At 42.2% G+C, this 20,244-nt stretch carries 11 protein-coding genes; 6 read left to right on the top strand and 5 right to left on the bottom strand.

The window, feature by feature from the left end; translation table 11 throughout:
* Positions 1 to 797 (bottom strand): hypothetical protein (locus tag K1X56_10660; protein ID MBX7095176.1); only part of this gene is annotated, 797 nt, incomplete at its 3' end.
* Between the two features lie 180 nt (positions 798 to 977).
* Here K1X56_10660 and K1X56_10665 point away from each other — a divergent pair.
* The 4 genes from K1X56_10665 to K1X56_10680 all read left to right on the top strand — a co-directional run bounded on the left by K1X56_10665 (position 978) and on the right by K1X56_10680 (position 15,204).
* Positions 978 to 3,227 (top strand): gliding motility-associated C-terminal domain-containing protein, encoded by a 2,250-nt coding sequence (locus K1X56_10665; GenBank protein MBX7095177.1) that lies wholly within the window; start codon positions 978 to 980, stop codon positions 3,225 to 3,227.
* Complete coding sequence (locus tag K1X56_10670; protein MBX7095178.1) at positions 3,227 to 4,162, top strand: type IX secretion system membrane protein PorP/SprF; 936 nt, start codon at positions 3,227 to 3,229, stop codon at positions 4,160 to 4,162. Before K1X56_10665 ends, K1X56_10670 begins: the two co-directional genes overlap by 1 nt.
* 137 nt (positions 4,163 to 4,299) lie before the next feature.
* On the top strand, positions 4,300 to 14,289 hold the full coding sequence (locus tag K1X56_10675; GenBank protein MBX7095179.1) for a gliding motility-associated C-terminal domain-containing protein: 9,990 nt from the start codon (positions 4,300 to 4,302) through the stop codon (positions 14,287 to 14,289).
* A gap of 3 nt (positions 14,290 to 14,292) precedes the next feature.
* Complete coding sequence (locus K1X56_10680) at positions 14,293 to 15,204, top strand: type IX secretion system membrane protein PorP/SprF (protein ID MBX7095180.1); 912 nt, start codon at positions 14,293 to 14,295, stop codon at positions 15,202 to 15,204.
* Here the strand turns inward: K1X56_10680 and K1X56_10685 are convergent, their stop codons facing one another.
* The 4 genes from K1X56_10685 to K1X56_10700 form a co-directional block, all read right to left on the bottom strand.
* A complete protein-coding gene (locus tag K1X56_10685; GenBank protein ID MBX7095181.1) occupies positions 15,205 to 16,440 on the bottom strand; it encodes a T9SS type A sorting domain-containing protein in 1,236 nt (411 codons plus the stop codon).
* 77 nt (positions 16,441 to 16,517) lie between these two features.
* Positions 16,518 to 17,714, bottom strand: coding sequence for a GTPase HflX (gene hflX, locus K1X56_10690; GenBank protein ID MBX7095182.1), 1,197 nt, complete (start codon positions 17,712 to 17,714; stop codon positions 16,518 to 16,520).
* Positions 17,711 to 18,016, bottom strand: a complete 306-nt coding sequence (locus K1X56_10695) for a cytochrome c (protein MBX7095183.1) — start codon at positions 18,014 to 18,016, stop codon at positions 17,711 to 17,713. The genes hflX and K1X56_10695 overlap by 4 nt, the downstream gene beginning before the upstream one ends.
* Entirely contained in the window at positions 18,016 to 18,450 is a 435-nt protein-coding gene (locus tag K1X56_10700; GenBank protein MBX7095184.1) for a hypothetical protein, read from the bottom strand. The genes K1X56_10695 and K1X56_10700 overlap by 1 nt, the downstream gene beginning before the upstream one ends.
* Before the next feature lie 133 nt (positions 18,451 to 18,583).
* On the opposite strand from K1X56_10700, the gene K1X56_10705 reads away from it, so the two are divergent.
* Both K1X56_10705 and K1X56_10710 read left to right on the top strand, forming a co-directional pair.
* Complete coding sequence (locus K1X56_10705) at positions 18,584 to 19,249, top strand: hypothetical protein (GenBank protein MBX7095185.1); 666 nt, start codon at positions 18,584 to 18,586, stop codon at positions 19,247 to 19,249.
* A 60-nt stretch (positions 19,250 to 19,309) separates the two neighbouring features.
* Complete coding sequence (locus K1X56_10710; GenBank protein ID MBX7095186.1) at positions 19,310 to 20,203, top strand: DMT family transporter; 894 nt, start codon at positions 19,310 to 19,312, stop codon at positions 20,201 to 20,203.
* Positions 20,204 to 20,244 lie beyond the last annotated feature (41 nt).

Below are 20,244 nucleotides of genomic sequence, written 5' to 3' on the forward strand. Positions count from 1 at the left end.
CCTAAATGGAAAACAAATTTTAATCCGGTGTAATGGTAACGATCGTTTACCGGTCCACTCGGATTTGAATACACATAACCATCGATATTATCTCTAAGTGCAAATGTCACTTTGTGTTCCAGTACCATTGCGAAATAAGGAGAGAATTGATATCCGAATCCAATACCCGCAGAAGGCATAAAGGCAGCTTTTAATCCCTCGTTGCCATCGGCATCTGTTTCGTAACGATTATCCCATAATAAATCGAGATTGGAATAAGTGGTGCTGGAATCAAGTCCTGCATAGTTATACGTGTGATCTAAAAGATCCAACTGGTCGGTTTTAACGCGGTATGTTGTAATGCCGATTCCTCCCCAACCATACAATACAATACCGGTGCGCTCTCTTAATTTGTTAAACGTAAGAACACCCTCCATGGAATATTCATTGAGGGACATACGATAGTTGTAATACATTTTCCCCTGATTATTCGCATAATCATTTAAAGCAGGATTAGTGGTGTTGTTTCCACTAAAAATGGAAGTAGCGGGAAATGTAGTTATCGCTGTATCGGTATAACCAAAATTATATCCGTGTAAATAGCGGAAGCGAAGATCGAAAGCAAAAAACCTTCCCGGTTTTTGGTAAAGCGCTTTCCCCAAGGTTGCACCAAAGCCGATTCCTGCACGCGAATGCATATCGCTTTGTTGCCATACGCCCCCCATGTTGAAGCCTAACTTCCAACCTGAATCGTTCTCGTAATTAATGTGCTGTGCCTCAAGAGGACTAAGGCTTAATAAGTAAATCAAAGCAGCCATTAATAGGCCACCGATTCGATTTTTAGGAGAGGTTTTCATACAAAAGAGTACTAGTATTGGTAATGCCCAAGGCATTTTTCGTGCCAAAAAGAGCATTCAAAGATAAAAAAAGGCGCTTCGTCCGAATTTATCTCCTTCAAATTGATGGAAATCCCTAACTTTAAATCCTCAACAACTGGAATGAAAAAGGCGCTGTTTTTTAGCTTAATAATTTGGATTTCTGCTGGTTATGTCTTTGCTCAGCCTGCAAATGACGATTGTTCATCGGCCGGAAATTTATGTGCGGGTTTGAGTTTTTCAGGCAGCAATCAGAATGCGGGACTTGAAGGGACTGAACCTTCGGGAATTAGTTGTTTTGGTTTAAATAACCCAGTTTGGTTTACGTTTAATACCAATGCCAGCGGAGGAAATGCAACAATTACCATTAGTAATATTTCTTGTTTAACCGGTGCGGGTATGGGCAACGGACTCGAGGCCGTGGTGGTTTCTGCGGGAGGCTCATGCAATTTTGCAGGCTTCACCGAGGTGAGCAATTGCGCATCAGGAACATCGTCCATAACGTTATCGGCAAGTGGACTAACTCCTTCAACGCTGTATTATGTTTTGGTAGATGGTGATAGCACAGGTGTTGGAGTAACGCAAGCTGCTCAATGTGATTTTCAGATACAGGTGGATGGTCCTGCCGTTCTAATTGAAAATGCTATTTCTACCACCGATCAAAACTGTGGAGCACTCGATGGTGAAATTCAAATTACATCCAGCACCGGAGGTACAACGCCATATCAGTATTCCATCAATGGCGGTGCATTTCAATCTTCAGGAACATTCTCTGGCCTAAGTGCCGGAACGTATATCATTACTGTAGAAGACGGCTCAACCTGTATTCAGAATACGGATACAGTAGTAATTAATCAATTGAATGGTCCGCAAAACGCAACAGCAGCCACAACCGACGCCAGTTGTACCAGTAATGACGGAACCCTTACGGTTAATGGAGTTAGCGGTGGAAATCCGGCCTACAATTATTCGCTGAACGGAGGAGCTCCTCAGGCTTCTAATTCATTTACGAATCTTGGAGCGGGCTCCTACACGGTTTTAGTTACCGATCAACAAGGGTGCACTACCACCGTTTCTGCATTTGTTGCGAATAATGGATCAATTAGCGATGCAATTCCTGTAATTGTCAATGCCGATTGTAACAGCACAAATGGAAGTATTGTTGTCAATGCCAATGGAGGAACCGCGCCGTTGACGTATGCTCTTAACGGAGGAGCTTCGCAGGCTTCCAATACTTTCGGCGGACTATCACCCGGTGTTTTCAGTGTGGTCATTACAGATAATAATGGATGTACGTTTTCGCTCACCGCTATACCGGTGATGGAGAATCCCGGAGATTTAGTTCCTGAAATTACCATTAGCTCTTCACCAAATCCTGCATGCGTTGGCGATAACATTACAACAACCGCAGTTATTTCGAATGGAGGAACAAATCCGCAAATCACGTTTTTTGTGAATGGAGTTTCTGTGCAATCCGGAACTGGACAAACCTTTTCTTCCGCCGGTTTAAATCCGGGAGATATTGTTACAGCAGAATTGATTTCAGATGATCCTTGTGCTGCAGTTAGTACAGTTTCATCCAATTCGAGTAGTTTAAGCATCAACCCGATTTCTAATCCTACCGTAACACTTAGTAGTTCTACAGCTACGGCATGTGCCGATGAAATAGTAACATTAACGGCAACACAAAACGGTTGTACCGCCACTGCAACTTATCAATGGTTGGTGAATGGAACGCCTGTTGCCAGTGATACCACAGGGGTATTCTCTTCCACATTTGGAGGAAATGCAAGCGTAAGCGTGAATATGTCCTGCAGTGATCCATGCGCCACACCCGCAACTTCCAATACAGTCGATTTATCGATTACCGTTGTAAATGCGAATGCCGGTCCCGATCAGGTTATTTCTCCTGGACAAACCGCTATTCTCAATGGTTCCGGAGGCGGGGCCTATAGTTGGGTTCCTACTTCATCACTGAGTGATAATAATACAGCTACAACATTTGCTACACCGGGAGCTACTACGGTTTACACACTTACCGTAACCGTAAACGGCTGTACGGATCAGGATAATGTAACTGTATTTGTAGTTGAGCCCATTAATGTGCCCAATACCTTTACACCCAATGGTGATGGAACAAATGACATTTGGGAAATCAGAAACATTGAAGATTTCCCCAATGCCAAAGTCACGGTGTATGATCGCTGGGGACAAAAAGTATTTAATACAGTAGGCTATACCAATGCCAATGCATGGGATGGAACAAATCACGGACTCAACCTTCCGGCTGCAGTTTATTATTACGTTATCGATTTAAACAACGGTGGCGGAAAAGATGATGTTTATTCGGGTTCAATTACAATTGTGCACTAATGAAAAATAAGCTACTCCTATTCCTGTTTTCATTTTCATTGCTGAATGTAAATGCACAACAAACTGCACAGTTTTCTCAATACGTGTTTAATCAATTCGCCATTCACCCTGCAGTAGCGGGAAGCAAACCTTGTTTGGATATGCGATTGGGATACCGCACACAGTGGATGGGATTCGATGGAAGACCTATTACAATGTGGGCAAATGGGCACGGTCAGATTGGGGGTAAAAAAAGAAAATACCTGAAGACAAAACACGGAATTGGCGGACATGTTGAGAGTGATGGTACAGGACCAATCAGCAGAACAAAGGTTTACCTGGCCTATGCTTATCACGTCCCCGTAGGAAGAAAAACAAATTTGGCAATGGGACTGTATGCAGGTTTTCAGCAGTTTCGGTTTAACGCCGGGAAAGTAACCTTGGCCAATGCCGGTGATAATGCAGTTCAGGGCTCAAGCGTACAGTTTATCTGGCCCGATGTTTCTCCCGGATTGTGGCTTTATTCGGATGAGTTTTTTGCCGGATTCACTCTGTGGCAGGCCCTGAGAAATAAAATAAAAAATGTGGGGACAGATTCTCGCCTGACTCACCACTTCGTATTAACCGGAGGTAAGCGTTTTAAAAGCGAAGGGGGATGGTCCTATACGCCATCTGCCGCACTGAAATTTGCACCCATGTCTAACCCCGCTCTGGATCTAACCATGATGGCCGATTACGACAATAAAATTCAGCTGGGAATGAGCTATCGGAATACAGATGCTATTGTAGGTTTATTTAAGGTTAATTTTCTAAAGTATTTTTCATTGGGATATTCCTTCGATTTTACTACTTCAAAAATCAGGTACTCAAGCTCCAATACACATGAAATTATCCTTGGTATTTCGGCTTGTCCACACCGCGGAAAGGGAATTACAGATTGTCCGGCCTGGAATTAATTCTGCTGAATTGCATTCTAAATTTTCAATTTGGTCACAGTTTTTTTATCTTCCGTAATAAATACTCTTGATAGGGCAACTCATACCAATGGATTTACGTCAATAAATCAACTGAGTACCCGAACAAATTGGCGATGATGGAATTAAGGATACGACTTGTTTTTTTTACAACACTGTTTTTTTTACAGCAAACATTTTCATTTGCTGCCGATCGTTTTTGGGTAGGTGGTTCAGGTAGCTGGAATGATCCCGCGCACTGGTCTACAGTATCCAATGGTCAGGGAGGTGCCTCTGTACCTTCTGTTAACGACAATGTGTTTTTCGATAATTTTTCATTTACGTCCGATAGAAATGAAATTTTAATTCCCGGAAATATTCAACTTAATAACTTCAATTTTTCTTCCGCACAATATAATCCCAAAATAAAATCAACCACTCCGGTTACCATCACCGTAGGTGGAAATTGGCAGGTGAGCGGAATGTTTCGGAATTATATTACGGGAACCATTGCGTTTACAAATCCTTCATCCGCGCAAATAAATTCCGGAAATATTCATTTCAGAAGTAATCTTCAATTTTCAAACGGAAATTTTGTTTTGGGTAACGATTTGGAATTGGAACCCAATAACAACATTGAAATCATTTCCGGAACATTTAAAACTTCGGGACATGCGGTGAAGTGCGACGAATTTATTTTCGGAACACAAGCCATTACCTTCAACACAGAAAATTCAGATTTAGTTACCGTAGATCCAATTGTTATAACTGGTACCAATGTCAATTGGCTGAATAGCGGAACAAGAATGGCGCAGGTGGTAGATAATCCGGATAATTTACCATTACGATTAACCGCAACCTGTGGTACTGCTCCCAATCAGTTTACGATTACGGCATCGGTTACAACCAATTACAACGGACAACACGTTAGTTGCAATGGAGCTCATGATGCGCAGGTTTGTGTAACTGTAACCGGAGGGATTGGTCCTTTCGATATACAATGGCTGGGTGGCGGACCTGCGGCGAATTGCTGGTCAGGTTTGGGTGCAGGAACGTATACCATTCGTGTTATCGACCAGGGTCCTAATCCGGATGTAATTTGTGCAACAACCGTAACAGTGGTAGAGCCGGGTGACTTAACAGTACTTTCATGGTCAACAACCGACCCATCCTGTAATAACACCTGTGATGGTACTGCATCTCCATTTGTATTCGGTGGAACACCAAACTATACGTTTACATGGAGTTCTGGTGAAACCGGAAATATTGCAACTCAATTGTGTATCGGATTAAACAGCATGAATGTAACGGATGCCAACGGTTGTTCTTTCGACACTACTTTTTTCATTCTTACTCCGCTGGCCATTTCTCCAAATCTTGTTGCTGTTGATGCAAGTTGTTTTGGCGTTTGTGATGGAAGTATCACCGCAAATCCAACCGGCGGTAACGGTGCTCCGTATACGTATTCTTGGTCCAACGGAGGAACCAATAGTTCCATTACCGGTTTATGTGATGGTACCTATTCCGTTACGGTTTTCGATGCGAATAACTGTCCGCAGGCAGCAAACGCCATTGTCAATGAACCGCAGCCCATTATTATCACGCTTACGAATCAAACAAATTTAATTTGTAATGGAATTTGTTCGGGGAGTTTAACGGTTTCTGCAAGTAATGGAACAGCGCCCTATACTTATCAGTGGTTTACATCACCCGGTGGATTACCATTAGCTGGACAAACCAATCCTACTGCCAGTGGACTTTGTGCCGGAAGTTATTACGTAATCGTAACCGATGCTAATGGCTGTTCCATGCAATCGGCAGTGTTTACCTTAACACAACCCACAGCTGTAAATCCAACCACTACTGCAACGCCTGCATTGTGTCACGATGCCTGTTCAGGTTCTTTATCCGGCTCTGCGGTTGGAGGAACTTCACCTTATACATTTACCTGGATTAATGCGGCTACCGGAATTCCAATTGGAACAGGAAATCCGTTTAACGGTGTTTGTCCCGGCACCTATTTCGCGCAAGTGCAGGACGGAAATGGTTGTATTGTAAATTCAACACCACCCGTTACGGTAAACAATCCCCCGGCATTGGTATTAGGTGTTGATCCCAATGATGCGGTTTGTCATAATGATTGCAATGGTAGCGCAGTTGTTACACAAGCAAGTGGTGGAACGGGAGCATTAAACGTGACCTGGTTCAATAGCTCATCTGTTCAAATTGGCGCTGGGAACAGCATTACTAATTTATGTACCGGAACGTACAGTGCAACACTAACCGATATCAATGGCTGTTCGGAGGATTCTACCTTTGTCATTAACGATCCGGATCCCTTTACATTTACACTTACTACTACCAATGTAACCTGTATCGGAAGTTGCAATGGAACAGCAACGCTTTCGGGAATTGCTGGACAAACATCGCCGTACATTATCGATTGGTCGAGCAGTGCCAACAGTGGTTTAACAGAAAATAATTTATGCGCAGGAAATTATTCCGTAATTATTACCGATGTGAACGGCTGCGATACGTCTGCAACATTTTCAATTGGTAATCCTGTTGCTTTAGTTTTAAATCCAACATCTTCCAATCCATCATGTTCCGGTGTATGTGATGGTAGCGCAACGGCTAATGCTTCGGGTGGAGATGGAACCTACACCTATTCCTGGTTCAATCAACCTTCGGGAACCCCGCTTGGTCAGGCTACCGATCCGGTTATTGGATTATGCGATGGATCGTATTCTGTTACCGTAACAGATGGCGCAGGATGTACTGCAACGGCAAGTTATACACTAACCGATCCGGTTACAGTTACAGCAACAGCAACAGCAACAACTTCCAATTGCGGAATTTGTGATGGAACAACAACAGTTGTAGTTTCCGGAGGAACACCGCCTTACACCATTGTTTGGATCGATGCAACCACACTTAATCCAACAGGAAACACAGGATTAACAGCAACCAATGTTTGTTCAGGAAGTTATTTTGCAATGATCACTGATGCTAATGGTTGTATTATCAATTCGAATACAGTGGCGGTAACGGATAATGTAATTATTACAGCATCCGGAAATGGAATTAATCCTTCGTGTTTCGGATTCTGCAATGGAGTTATTGATATCACTGTAGCAGGAGGAACACCTCCCTACACGTTTGCATGGTTCGATCAGGTAACCAATTTACCAATCGGACAAAGCACTGAAGATGCTGTTGGTTTATGTGAAGGAACCTATTATGTAGATATCACCGATGTGAATGGTTGTTCACCCGCACCCATTGTAATTACATTAACAGAACCAAACCTTTTAACGCTAACAGCAACAGGTACCAATCCAACGTGTTTTGGAGTTTGTAACGGAATAGGAAATGCCAATCCTTCAGGAGGAACTGCTCCTTATTCCTATGCATGGGTTGATCAATCTACCGGCACAACAGTTTCAACTGTACAAAATCCGAACAATTTGTGCGAGGGTTGTTATGCGTTAACCGTAACGGATGCCAATGGATGTACGGCAGGACCCGTAACAATCGATCTTATTGCTCCGCCTGCCATGAATGTTTCTCTCAGCAGCACCAACGCAACTTGTTTTAATGTCTGCAATGGAACAGCAACAGTTACGGTTACGGGCGGACTCGCACCTATCAGCGTTACATGGTCGTCGAGCGCCAATACAGGAACAACAGAAAATGGTTTATGCGACGGGAATTATACAGTTACCGTTACAGATGCAACCGGATGTAGTTCAACACCACTTAATTTTACAATTACAGAACCAACACAATTAACCGCTGCTACTACAGGCGGAACTTTATTGTGCTTTGGTGATTGTAACGGATCAGCTTCTGTTACTGCCAATGGTGGTACATCACCTTATTCCTATCAATGGTCAGCCGGTGCGGGGAATCAAACAACACCCGTAGCATCTTCATTGTGTGCCGGAACCTATAGTGTTGTCGTTACCGATGCGAATGGATGTACGGCCGGTCCTTTGAATGCAACACTTACTCAACCTACGCAATTAACAGCCAATTTAAGTTCAACCAATGCACAATGTTCAGGTGTGTGTGATGGAACGGCAACCGTGAATGCTGCAGGTGGAACAGCTCCATACACGTTTGGATGGAATGATGCATTAAATCAAAATACGGCAACCGCAATTTCACTTTGTGCAGGAGCTTATTCTGTAACGGTAACAGATGCCAACGGATGTGTTTTAAATCCTCCGGCAGTAACCATTACCGAACCATCGGTATTATCTGTATCGGCAACTTCTGTTTCTACCTTGTGTAATGCATCCTGCGATGGAACGGCAACTGTAAGTGTTTCCGGAGGAACAGCACCATTTACCGTTTTGTGGGATGATCCTGCTGCGCAAAGTACACTTACTGCCAATTCACTTTGTGCCGGAACTTACAATGTACAGGTTACGGATGCGAATGGTTGTTCTGGCAATGCAAGTGTTACCGTTAACGAACCAACAGCGCTCGATGCAACACTGAGTTCAACATTGGCTACCTGCTCTGTGTGCGACGGAACAGCAACTGTAAATCCAAGCGGTGGAACTGCACCATATACCGTGCAATGGGATGCTGCTGCGGCCAATCAGGTGACAACAACCGCAAATTCACTATGTGCAGGTCCATACAATGTTACGGTAACGGATAATAATAACTGTGTAGCGGTATTTACGGCAGCAGTAAGTAATATTAATGGGGAAACATTAACGCTTACTTCTACCGATGTTAGTTGTTTTGGTTCTTGCAATGGAAGTGTTGATGTAACATTTAATTGCCTGGATCCGGTCTGTACCATTTTGTGGAATGATCCTTCCGCTTCAACCAGCAACACCGTTAACAATCTTTGCGCCGGGACATATGCGGTTTCGGTGACCAATAACACCGGTTGTATTACAGTAGCCACAGTTGATGTAAACGAACCTGCATTATTACAAGCGAATGCTACTTCTACCGATGTGTTGTGTTTTGGAAATTGTAACGGAACAGGAACAGTAACTCCAAGTGGCGGAACAGCTCCTTATACAGTGCAATGGAATGCGGCTGCTGCGAATCAAACAACATCAACGGCTTTTAATTTATGCACCGGAAATTATTCTGTAGTAGTAACAGATGCTAATGGTTGTACTGCGAACGATAATGTTAGCATCAGTGAACCCACGCCATTATCTGCAACAACTTCATTTGCGGATGCAAGTTGTAATTCGGTTTGTGATGGAACAGGAACTGCATTTCCTTCAGGAGGAACTGCACCTTTTTCGTATCAATGGGATGATCCGGCAAATCAAACTACACAACAAGCTTCCGGTTTATGTGCAGGTCAGTATGTGGTCACCGTTTTCGATGCCAATGGTTGTACGTTTATTCCGGCACAGATTTCAATTGACGAGCCAGACGCAATACTTGTTTCGGTAAGTGCAACTTCATTAAACTGTTTTGGCGATTGCAATGGAACGGCAACAGCAAATGTAAGTGGTGGAACAGCGCCTTATTCTTATTCTTGGAATGATCCGTTAAACCAAACCACAGCGCTTGCAAATAATTTGTGCAGCGGATCGTATGATGTAACTATTACCGATGTAAATGGGTGTCTGGGTGGACCAGCATCTGTAACGCTTGCGGCTCCTTCGCAAATTACAGCAACGTTTACTACTTCATCACCACAGTGTAATGGAGATTGTAACGGAAGTATTGTTGCGAACGTAAATGGAGGAACATTACCTTACACATTGCAATGGAATGATCCTGCCTCTTCCAGCACTTCTACCGTTGTAAATTTATGTGCAGGAAATTATTTACTCTCGGTCACTGATGCGAATGGTTGTAATTCTAATTTATCGGCGAGTATAACTGCGCCTGCATCATTAAATCTTCAATTAAGTTCTACCAACAGTTCTTGTTTTAATGCCTGCAACGGAACAGTTAGTTCGAATCCTACAGGAGGAACTGCTCCTTATACTTTTAGTTGGAGTAATGGTGGAAATACGAATAGTATTAATGGATTGTGTCCGGGTGTTTATTCCGTTACTGTTACCGATGCAAATGGTTGTACGGATAATGGAAGCAGAAACATTACAGAACCAAGCGAAATAATTTTAAGTTCCGGAAACGCACCGGCTTCATGTGGGGTGTGTAATGGAACGGTTTCAGTATCTCCTTCGGGAGGAGTACCTGGATATTCGTATCAATGGTCAGCTAATGCTGCCAATCAAACAACACAATCTGCCGGAAATTTGTGCGCGGGGATTTATACAGTAACCGTAACCGATGCTTCCGGATGTTCAACTAATACCGCTGTTGCCTTAAGCAATATTAATGGCGAAACATTAACGATGTCGACCACCGATGCAAGTTGTTTTGAAGTGTGTGATGGTAACGCTACCGGAACAACGGCTTGTAATAATGGACCATGTGCTTTTACCTGGTTTGATGGAACAACAGGCTTAGGCATTGGCCAATCTACAGCAACAGCAATCGGACTTTGCGCCGGCGATTATATTTTGCAATTATCCAATCAACCAGGTTGTATCACTTTTGGAAATGTAACGATTGATGAACCTACAGAAATCATTTCCAATTTTATAGTAACGGATCCATCCTGTAACGCCAGTTGCAACGGATCGATTACAATTAGTCCAAGCGGCGGTACAGGTCCATACACACAGCAATGGGATGCAGCAGCAGGTAATTCAACCAATGCAACTGTAAACGGATTATGCGCCGGTGATTATATTGTTACCATGTCGGACGCCACCGGTTGTAGCAGAAACGACACCATTACTTTAACCGCCCCAATACTGTTATCCGTTACATCTTCGGCCAACGATGTTTTATGTAATGGCGATTGTAATGGGATTGCCAATTCTTCCATTTCAGGAGGAACCTTGCCCTATACAATTTCGTGGAATGATCCTTCATCGCAATCGACCAGTTCTGCTATTGGACTTTGCGCAGGATCTTATTCAGTAACTGTGACTGATGCGAGTGGATGTACATCAACCTCGAGTGTTACCATTAACGAGCCAACAGCGTTGAGCGCGAGCACAAGTTCGACCGACAATACCTGTTTTGGAGATTGTTCTGGAACGGCAACGGCAACCGTAAACGGTGGTACATCACCTTATTCATTCTTGTGGGACGATCCTTCTGCTCAAAACACATCCACTGCAAATGGATTATGTGCCGGAACGTATTCTGTGATTATTGGAGACGCTTCCAACTGTACAATTGCACCATTAACGGTAACAATAAATAATCCGGCGCAAGTTGATTTTACAGTAACATCCACCGATGTGAGTTGTAATGGTGCATGCAGCGGATCTATTACGGTTGTTCCTTCGGGAGGTAACGGCGTTTATTTAGTTTCTGTAGATGGAGGAGCAACATTTCAAAATGCAACTGTGTTCAACTCACTTTGTGCAGGAGCTTATTCGGTAATCGTAATGGATGGAAATAATTGCAGTTCAAATGCTCAAAATGTAAACATCAATGAACCGACAGCATTAACTGCTTCCACTTCATTTTTCCCTGCCGATTGCAATGTAAATAATGGAGCAGCTACTATTAATCCAAGTGGTGGTACTCCAAATTACTCCATTGTTTGGTTTGATGCCTTGTTAAATCCATTGGGACAAACAACGAACACGGCCATTAATGTTGGAGCAGGAATTTATATTGCAGAAGTAACCGATGCCAATGGCTGTACAGATCAGTTTCCTGTAACGGTAAATAACACCGTTTCTCCACAAGCCACTGCAGTGATAACAAACGTAAGTTGTAACGCAAACTTTAATGGTGCAATCGATGCAACACCCGTTTCCGGAACGGCGCCATATTCTTATTTATGGTTCCCGGGCGGACAAACGGCTGAAGATATTTCATCACTCTGTGCAGGTGGATATATGCTACAAATTACCGACGCTAATGGTTGTATCGGATTTTCTAATTTTTCTGTTACAGAACCAAGCGCATTACAAGCCGCATTTGTTGTTACAGATGCAGCATGCGGACAATGCAACGGAACAATCGCAGCAACTGCAAATGGTGGAACAGGAAGTTATTCGTTCGACTGGAGTAATGGTCAAACCGGAACAACGGCTACGGGATTATGTGCAGGTGCATATATGGTTCAGGTAACCGATAACTCCGGTTGCTCACAAACATTTAATACGGGATTAAATAATATTGGTGGTCCTACCGGTGAAAACATAACGCAAACAAACGTTTCCTGTTTTGGATTGTGTGATGGTGATGCCAGTGTTTCTCCTATAGGAGGAACTGCTCCATATTCCTATTACTGGATTCATGATGGATCCACAACGAATGCTATTTCTAATCTGTGTGCAGGTACTTATTTCCTTGAAGTAACCGATACCAATGGTTGTGTTCGGGTAACAGATGTAACGATTACGGAACCGGTACAATTATCGGATAGTGTTGTTGTATTCCCTGCAACTTGTGGATTGTGCGATGGAACATTAAGCGTATTTGTGCAAGGTGGAACGGCACCATTCAATTATCAGTGGGATGCAGCTGCCGGAGGTGCAACAACTTCTCTGGTTTCTAATTTATGCCAGGGAATTTATAATGTAACAGTGACCGATGGGAACGGTTGTTCAACTACGATAGTAAATACCGTAAATGGAAATAATGCACCGCAATTAACACTGAGTAATACCGATGTTACTTGTCAGGGTAATTGCGATGGAACTTCTGCTGTGGTCATAAATGGAGGAACAGCACCCTATACACAAGATTGGTTAACCAATGCAGGAGTAAGTACTGGTCAATCCGGAACCAGCGCCTCCAATTTCTGCGCAGGCGATTATATTCTGGAAGTAACCGATGCAGCAGGTTGTATTGCTTTTGCTCCGTTTACCTTATCCGAACCAGATAGTTTATTATTCAGTTTGCCATTTACCCAATCTCCATCTTGCTTTAACACCTGTGATGGAATTGCAGTGGCCATTGTAATTGAAGGAACATTGCCTTATGGGTTTAGCTGGAACGATCCTTCTTCGCAAACTACTGCAACTGCAATTAATATGTGTGCCGGTTCGTATGTAGTTACAGTGACCGATGGCAATGGATGTACATCCACTCAATCTGTAACTGTAGATGCGCCATTGGCAATCACCTTGTTGTTGGATAGCACAGATGCATCCTGTTCTACAGTAGCAGATGGTGCTATTAATGCAACACCATCCGGTGGAGCAGGCGGATTTATTTTTAGCTGGACAGGTCCGAACGGATTTACAGCGAACACCGAAGATTTGACCAATATTTTTTCCGGAACGTATTTTATTACCGTTACAGATGCAAACGGTTGTTCACTTAAAGATTCCATTGTAGTAGGAGCTATTTTGGTAGTGGATGCCAATGCAGGAAACGATACTTCATTATGTATGAATAATGTTACCGGAATTACACTTACCGGCTCCGGTGGCGTAACCTATGAATGGTATGATTTGGCAGGTAATTTATTAAGCAGTTCAAATGTGCTTAACGTAACACCATTAGGAGGAACAACCTCCTACATTTTAGTTGCAAATAATAGTGGATGCTTAGATCGCGATACCGTGGATGTATCGGTTAATCCATTGCCGTTTGTAAGCGCCGGACCCGATGTAGATATTATTTTAAATACTTCAACTGTTATTGGTGGAAGTCCAACCACCTCTGCCACGAATACAGTAGTGTGGGTACCTTCTGTTGGATTAGACGATTCAACCGCATTTAATCCAAATGCAAGTCCTGATTCAAGCACAACGTATATTGTTTATGCCACCGATCTCAATGGTTGCGTAAATAGCGATACCATGCGCGTGCAGGTGTTCCCCGACATTTCTTTCCCTAATGGGTTTTCACCAAATGGTGATGGAACCAATGATGTTTGGGTCATCGATTTTATAGATATGTTCCCCGACTGTCAGGTAGAAGTGTATAATCGTTGGGGACAATTACTTTTCCTTTCGGTAGGTTACCATACACCTTGGGATGGCACTTACAACAATCAACCTGTTCCGGTGGGGACTTATTATTACATCATTAATCTGAATCATCCATTATATCCGGATGCGTTCACTGGACCATTAACTGTATTACGATAGATGATGAGAAGAATTTTTATATTTCTGTTTCTGCTGAGTGCCTTCACAAGTGATGCGCAACATCATCCGATGTTCAGTCAGTATTTTTTCAATGATTTTTTCATTAATCCTGCAGTGGCCGGAAGTCATGAATGGTATGATGTAAGAAGCAACCACCGCTATCAATGGGTGGGATTGACCGATGCGCCTCGTACATTCACATTAAGTGCATATGGTCCGAATAAAAAAATGAATATGGGTTATGGTGGCGTTGTATTTACGGACAATGTTGGTCCTACCCGCCGAACCGGATTTAATTTTTCTTATGCGTATCACTTAAAGTTGAAAGAAGATTTAAAATTGTCATTTGGAGTTTCAGCAGGTATGCTGCAGTTTATGATTGATGGTCATAAAATCACCACGCATGATCCGGGTGATGCAGTTATTAGCAATGGACTGCAATGGTCGATGGAGTTCGATGCACAATTCGGGTTTTATTTGTATTCGAAAAAATGGTTTGTGGGGGGAGTTGTTCCTCAATTATTGCACAACAAACTTTATTTCTTTTCCAATCAACTCACCACCGGATCGTATTTATTGTACCACTACAATTTAATGGGGGGATATAAATTCGACTTAAATGAGGACTTCCAGTTAGAACCAACCTTCCTTGTGAAATACGTAAAACCTATTCCCGTTCAGCTCGATTTAATGGCTCGCTTAATTTATAAAGATGAGGTATGGTTAGGGGCATCTTACCGAACAATGGATGCCGTTTCTATTATGGCAGGATACAAATACAAGAATTATCTGAGTATTGGATATGCTTATGATATTACCACTTCCAACATTAAAAATTATTCTTCAGGAACGCATGAGTTGATGTTGGGAATCCGATTTGTTCGCCGGCAGAAAGAATCAAAATCGAAACTCTGATTATTCGCGAATCAGTTTTTTTCTGATTAGTCCGTTGGGTGTTACAATTTCCAAAATGTAAACCGAAGCGGGCATTTCTTCGAAATGAAGTTCGGCGTTTATTTTTTCCGACTTCAGTAATCGACCGTTTAAATCATACAAATTGGCAATCGAATTTGCTGCACCGGTTATATAAACCAATCCATCGGAAGGATTCGGATAAATTTGAATTTCATCTGGCGAATTATCATTTATTCCTACTGTTGCCAAATTAATCGTAAAACTTAAGGTGTCCGTAAAACAGGAATTGCTCACTTGTTGAATAACAGTATAGGTTCCAATTGTTCCAAAATCGTGAACCAGTGGCGAGCCATAATAGGTATTCCCATTGATGATCCATAAATAGGAATCTGCATCTGTAGATTGGTTATTTAATTCGATGGTAGTTGCATTTAATTGTGAAATTGTAAATGCTGGATGAGGGTGATCAATGGCAACATTCCATGTGTCGAGACTATCAAACACTACATCATAAGCCACTTGCTGTAAGAAACTGGCTACGGGCGTACTTAATCCGGAGGTATAAGATAAGCCTACGGGACTTTTTTGAAACAGGGTTGAATAAAAAACACAAGCAGTTAAATAAGTTCCTTCAATACTGGGATGAGAATTATCGGCTTGATACAAATTGATGGTACTATCTAATTCACGACAACGTTTCCATGCTTCACCGGCTGGTGCCACACTTGCATGGTTGAGGTCGCCCATTTCTACATAACTATAGCGTAATCGCGATTGCATACCATCGAAGGTGCATAAAATGGGGTAGAATGCACAATTGCTCTGATCGCCGTATTTTCTTCCCCAGGTCATGTAAAACACAGTCTCAGCACAGGAATCTGCCACGTGAATGAGACTATCCAGCATATGTGCATAGGGATAGGTGTCGCTCTCAACTTGTGCAGGGGGAAAAGAGGGCATTTGACTTTGTTCCTGCAACACAACAAAATCCCAATTCCCCTGTGCAATTTTTGCAAGAGAAGTCGCATTGGTTGAGTGGCCCTGAAAGGTATATCCGCCTGGAGCATTCATGTCCGTATACACCGTATCTCCTCCCGACAGTGCAAGATTACTAAAGGTGAGAGGAAGATTATTTACTTGTGTATAGGAGTTGCCCAGAAATAAAACGCGTTTGGTTTGAGCATGGAGTTGTAATGTGCAGGACAATACCAGTAAAAGAAAAATGAAACGTGACATGAAAATGTTTTTTTTCAAAACGGATTAAGAATCCAGGGGTTGCTTTTAAAAAACGGAGTAGAATTGGAAACCCAACTTCAGTAAAGAAAATTATTATAGGGATAACGAACAGCAAAAATTTCCTTTACCATTTCGTACATCACTTCCCTTAACTCTTCGAGATTAATTCTTTTCTCTGCAGAAATAAATACCACCTGGTTAGGCGACATCCGCGACATCCAGCTTCGTTTCAATTCTTCCAACGAAACATTTTCACGGGTGATGGGACTCAGGTCTCCTTCTTCTTTTTCAATATGACGATAAGCGTCTATTTTATTAAAAACAACTATGGTAGGTTTATCCAGCGCGCCAATATCTTTTAAGGTTTCATTAACCACTGCATAATGTTCCTCAAAATTCGGATGCGAAATATCGATGACATGAACCAACAAATCAGCCTCCCTCACTTCATCAAGAGTGCTTTTGAATGATTCAATGAGTTGAGTAGGTAATTTGCGAATAAACCCAACCGTATCCGTCAACAAAAACGGAAGATTACCTAAAACAATTTTACGTACCGTAGTATCGAGTGTTGCAAACAGTTTGTTTTCTGCAAACACATCCGATTTACTCAGTAAATTCATAAGTGTGGATTTCCCGACATTGGTATATCCTACCAGCGAAACGCGAACAAGTTGACCACGATTGCTTCGTTGCGTAGCCATTTGTTTATCGATTTCTTTCAGTTGTTCTTTCAGCTTCGAAATTTTATCCTGAATAATACGACGGTCCGTTTCAATTTGCGATTCACCCGGACCACGCATTCCAATTCCGCCTTTCTGACGCTCAAGGTGGGTCCACATTCGGGTTAATCGCGGAAGCAGATATTGGTATTGTGCCAGTTCAACCTGCGTCTTTGCATGAGCTGTTCGTGCACGCGAAGCAAAAATGTCGAGAATTAAATTGGTTCGGTCGAGAACCGGAATTTTAAGTTTGTCCTGAATGTTTTTTTGCTGACTGGGCGACAGTTCATCATCAAAAATCACCAGTTTTATTTCGTGTTCAATTACAAAATCGGCAATCTCTTGTAGTTTTCCGCTACCAATATAAGTACCGGGAACAGGAACATTCATTTTTTGTGTAAAGGTCTTAACAACTTTGGCTCCTGCCGTCTCGGCTAAAAAAGCTAATTCATCGAGGTATTCCTTCACCTGTAATTCATCCTGCCGGGGTGTAATTACCCCAACAAGAATGGTGGTTTCATCTTTACGTTGTTCAATCTTTGCCTCAATCATGGTTTTCTCAACTGCTCAATGTATTGGGCTACCGCCTCAATTTCATTATCTTCCAATACTCCTTTAAAGGGAGTCATACCCGGTTTTCCATAGGAAATAATCTGAATCCTCGAATCCATGTCCATGGTAGAAACACTTAAATCCTTCGCATTTCCTAATCCCAGTTTACCATCGTTACCGTGACAAATCGAACAGTTTTTTTCGAAAATCAGTTTACCGTCTGCTTTAGCATTCGGATCTTTTTTTTCGCCACAGGAAAAAATAAAAAGTACAGCAGCAGAAATAAAAAATATTCTTTTCATCAGAACCAGTTAGCAGATAATTCGGTGCGGAACGGCCATGGAATGGAAGCCAAAACAATCAGAATAACGATACCATACCAAATAAAATAACGACGATGTTTGGTGCTGTCGTGTTCTGCCGATTCTGCTCTTTTTCTTCCCATGGTGATTAAGATGAATGCTAAAGTCATCATTAAAATATGCTCAACGGTGAAAAAACGAAGCATAGAGTTCGACATCGTCTGACTCCCGAATTGAACTTTATTGGAAACGAAATATAAAATCACACCCACCAAAAACTGAATGTGAAAGAAAATCATTGCAAATAAATTCAACAGCTTATCTGTTTTTCGGTAACTCTTACCGAACCTCCATTTACTGAAGGCATTAAATACAGAAGCAACAATCAGAATAAGAACGATCCAGCGTAATCCGGAATGGGTATGTATTAACATGGCTTTGGGTTTTGAACAAAAGTATAAAAAGCTGGGCATCTTATCACTATCTCTCCGCTTGGTTTTCAATGACTTTTTCTTTTCGTTAAAATGGAATGATAATTGTGTATATTAGGCATACTAATTTTTGATTATGAAAAAACACATACTAATCACCGCATTAAGCGTTCTGGCGCTGAACGTTTTTGCCCAAAAGAAAATAGAAGTTCGCGAATCCAACGAAAAAATAGGAAACGGAAATAATAATGCCTTGAGCGTTATGATTTACGTAGAGGATGCAGATCTGGTAGAAAAAGCCTGGAAAAGTAAGTTGAAGGACATGGACGCGAAAGTTTCTACCAAGGATGGTATTTTCGGAGATGACGCCAAGCTTAAAGCGATGGGTCCGAATACCTTCGATGTGTATTCACGTGTTGAGGTGGTTAAAGGTGAGGGAATTAAATTGATTGTTGGGGTGGATTTAGGTGGGGCATTTTTGTCCTCTTCACAACATTCGGAACAATTCAAGGTATTCAAGGGAATTTTATACGAATTCGCAGTAAAAATCACGAAAGATAAAATCGGTGATGAACTTTCTGTTCAGGAAAAAGCCTTGGATAAACTGAATGATCAGCAAAAGGATCTCGAAAAGGAAAACAAGGACCTGAAAAACGATATTGAAGATTACAAGAAGAAAATCGCAGAGGCAGAAGATAAGATCAAAAAGAATGAGGAGAATCAAAAAACGAAAAAATCAGAAATTGAGGCTCAGCAAAAAGTGGTTGGTGGGGTAAAGGAGAAATTGAATGCCGTGAAATAATTTTTTCATCACTTTGTGATGCGCTAAGGAAGGGCTACATTTGTCGCTCTTCCTTTTTTTGTGTCCAGCGAAAACCAGAACTCCTCCAATCTTAAACTGCAGATTATTCTGCATGTAGTTGTATTTGTATGGGGTTTCACGGGTATTTTGGGGAATATCATTTCAGTTTCCGAAAACATTCTCGTTTGGTGGCGCATGCTCATTGCCTTTCCTGCCATGGGTTTGTTTCTGATAGCAAGTAGACGATCGATTCGTATTCCCACTCAACAATTGCTCAAAATTCTGGGTACGGGACTAATCATTGCTCTGCATTGGATCTTTTTTTACGGGGCCATCAAAATTTCCAATGTCTCCGTGGCGGTTTCGTGTATGGCCGTCAGCAGTTTTTTCACCGCGTTTCTACAACCGGTGTTTTTTAAGACCCGGCTCATTCGCTATGAGATTTATCTCGGTATAGGTGTTATTGCCGGAGTGGCCATTTTGATGGGGGTAGAAAGTAGTTCCGCAATGGGATTTGTGTGGGGACTTATATCCGCTTTTTTTGCGGCTTTGTTTACGGTGATCAATGCCGGATTTGTGAAGAAAACAGATTCTGCCGTGATTTCCTTTTATGAAATGATCGGTGGCTTTTTGGGTATTAGTATTTACAATTTAATCATCGGGAATCTAAACATTTCAAACCTTGCATTAAGCAACGACGATCTTGTTTACCTGCTCATTCTGGGAATACTGTGCACGGCCATTCCATTTATAGTATCCGTTTGGGTCATGAAAAAATTATCACCCTATACTGTTTCTATTTCCGTTAACCTCGAACCCATCTATACCATCATTTTAGCCATTCTGATCTGGCCCGAAAAAGAAACGATGTCGCCCGGATTCTACATCGGATCCTGCATCATATTGCTTACGGTGGTGGTCAACGGGATTTTAAAAGCCAGAAAGCCCCAATAAAACCTTTCAGCAGTTTAGCCATCCGCTTATCCCGAAGCGCT

The sequence above is a fragment of the Flavobacteriales bacterium genome (genome assembly GCA_019694795.1).
In the GTDB taxonomy this organism is placed as follows: Bacteria; Bacteroidota; Bacteroidia; order Flavobacteriales_D; family UBA2798; genus UBA2798.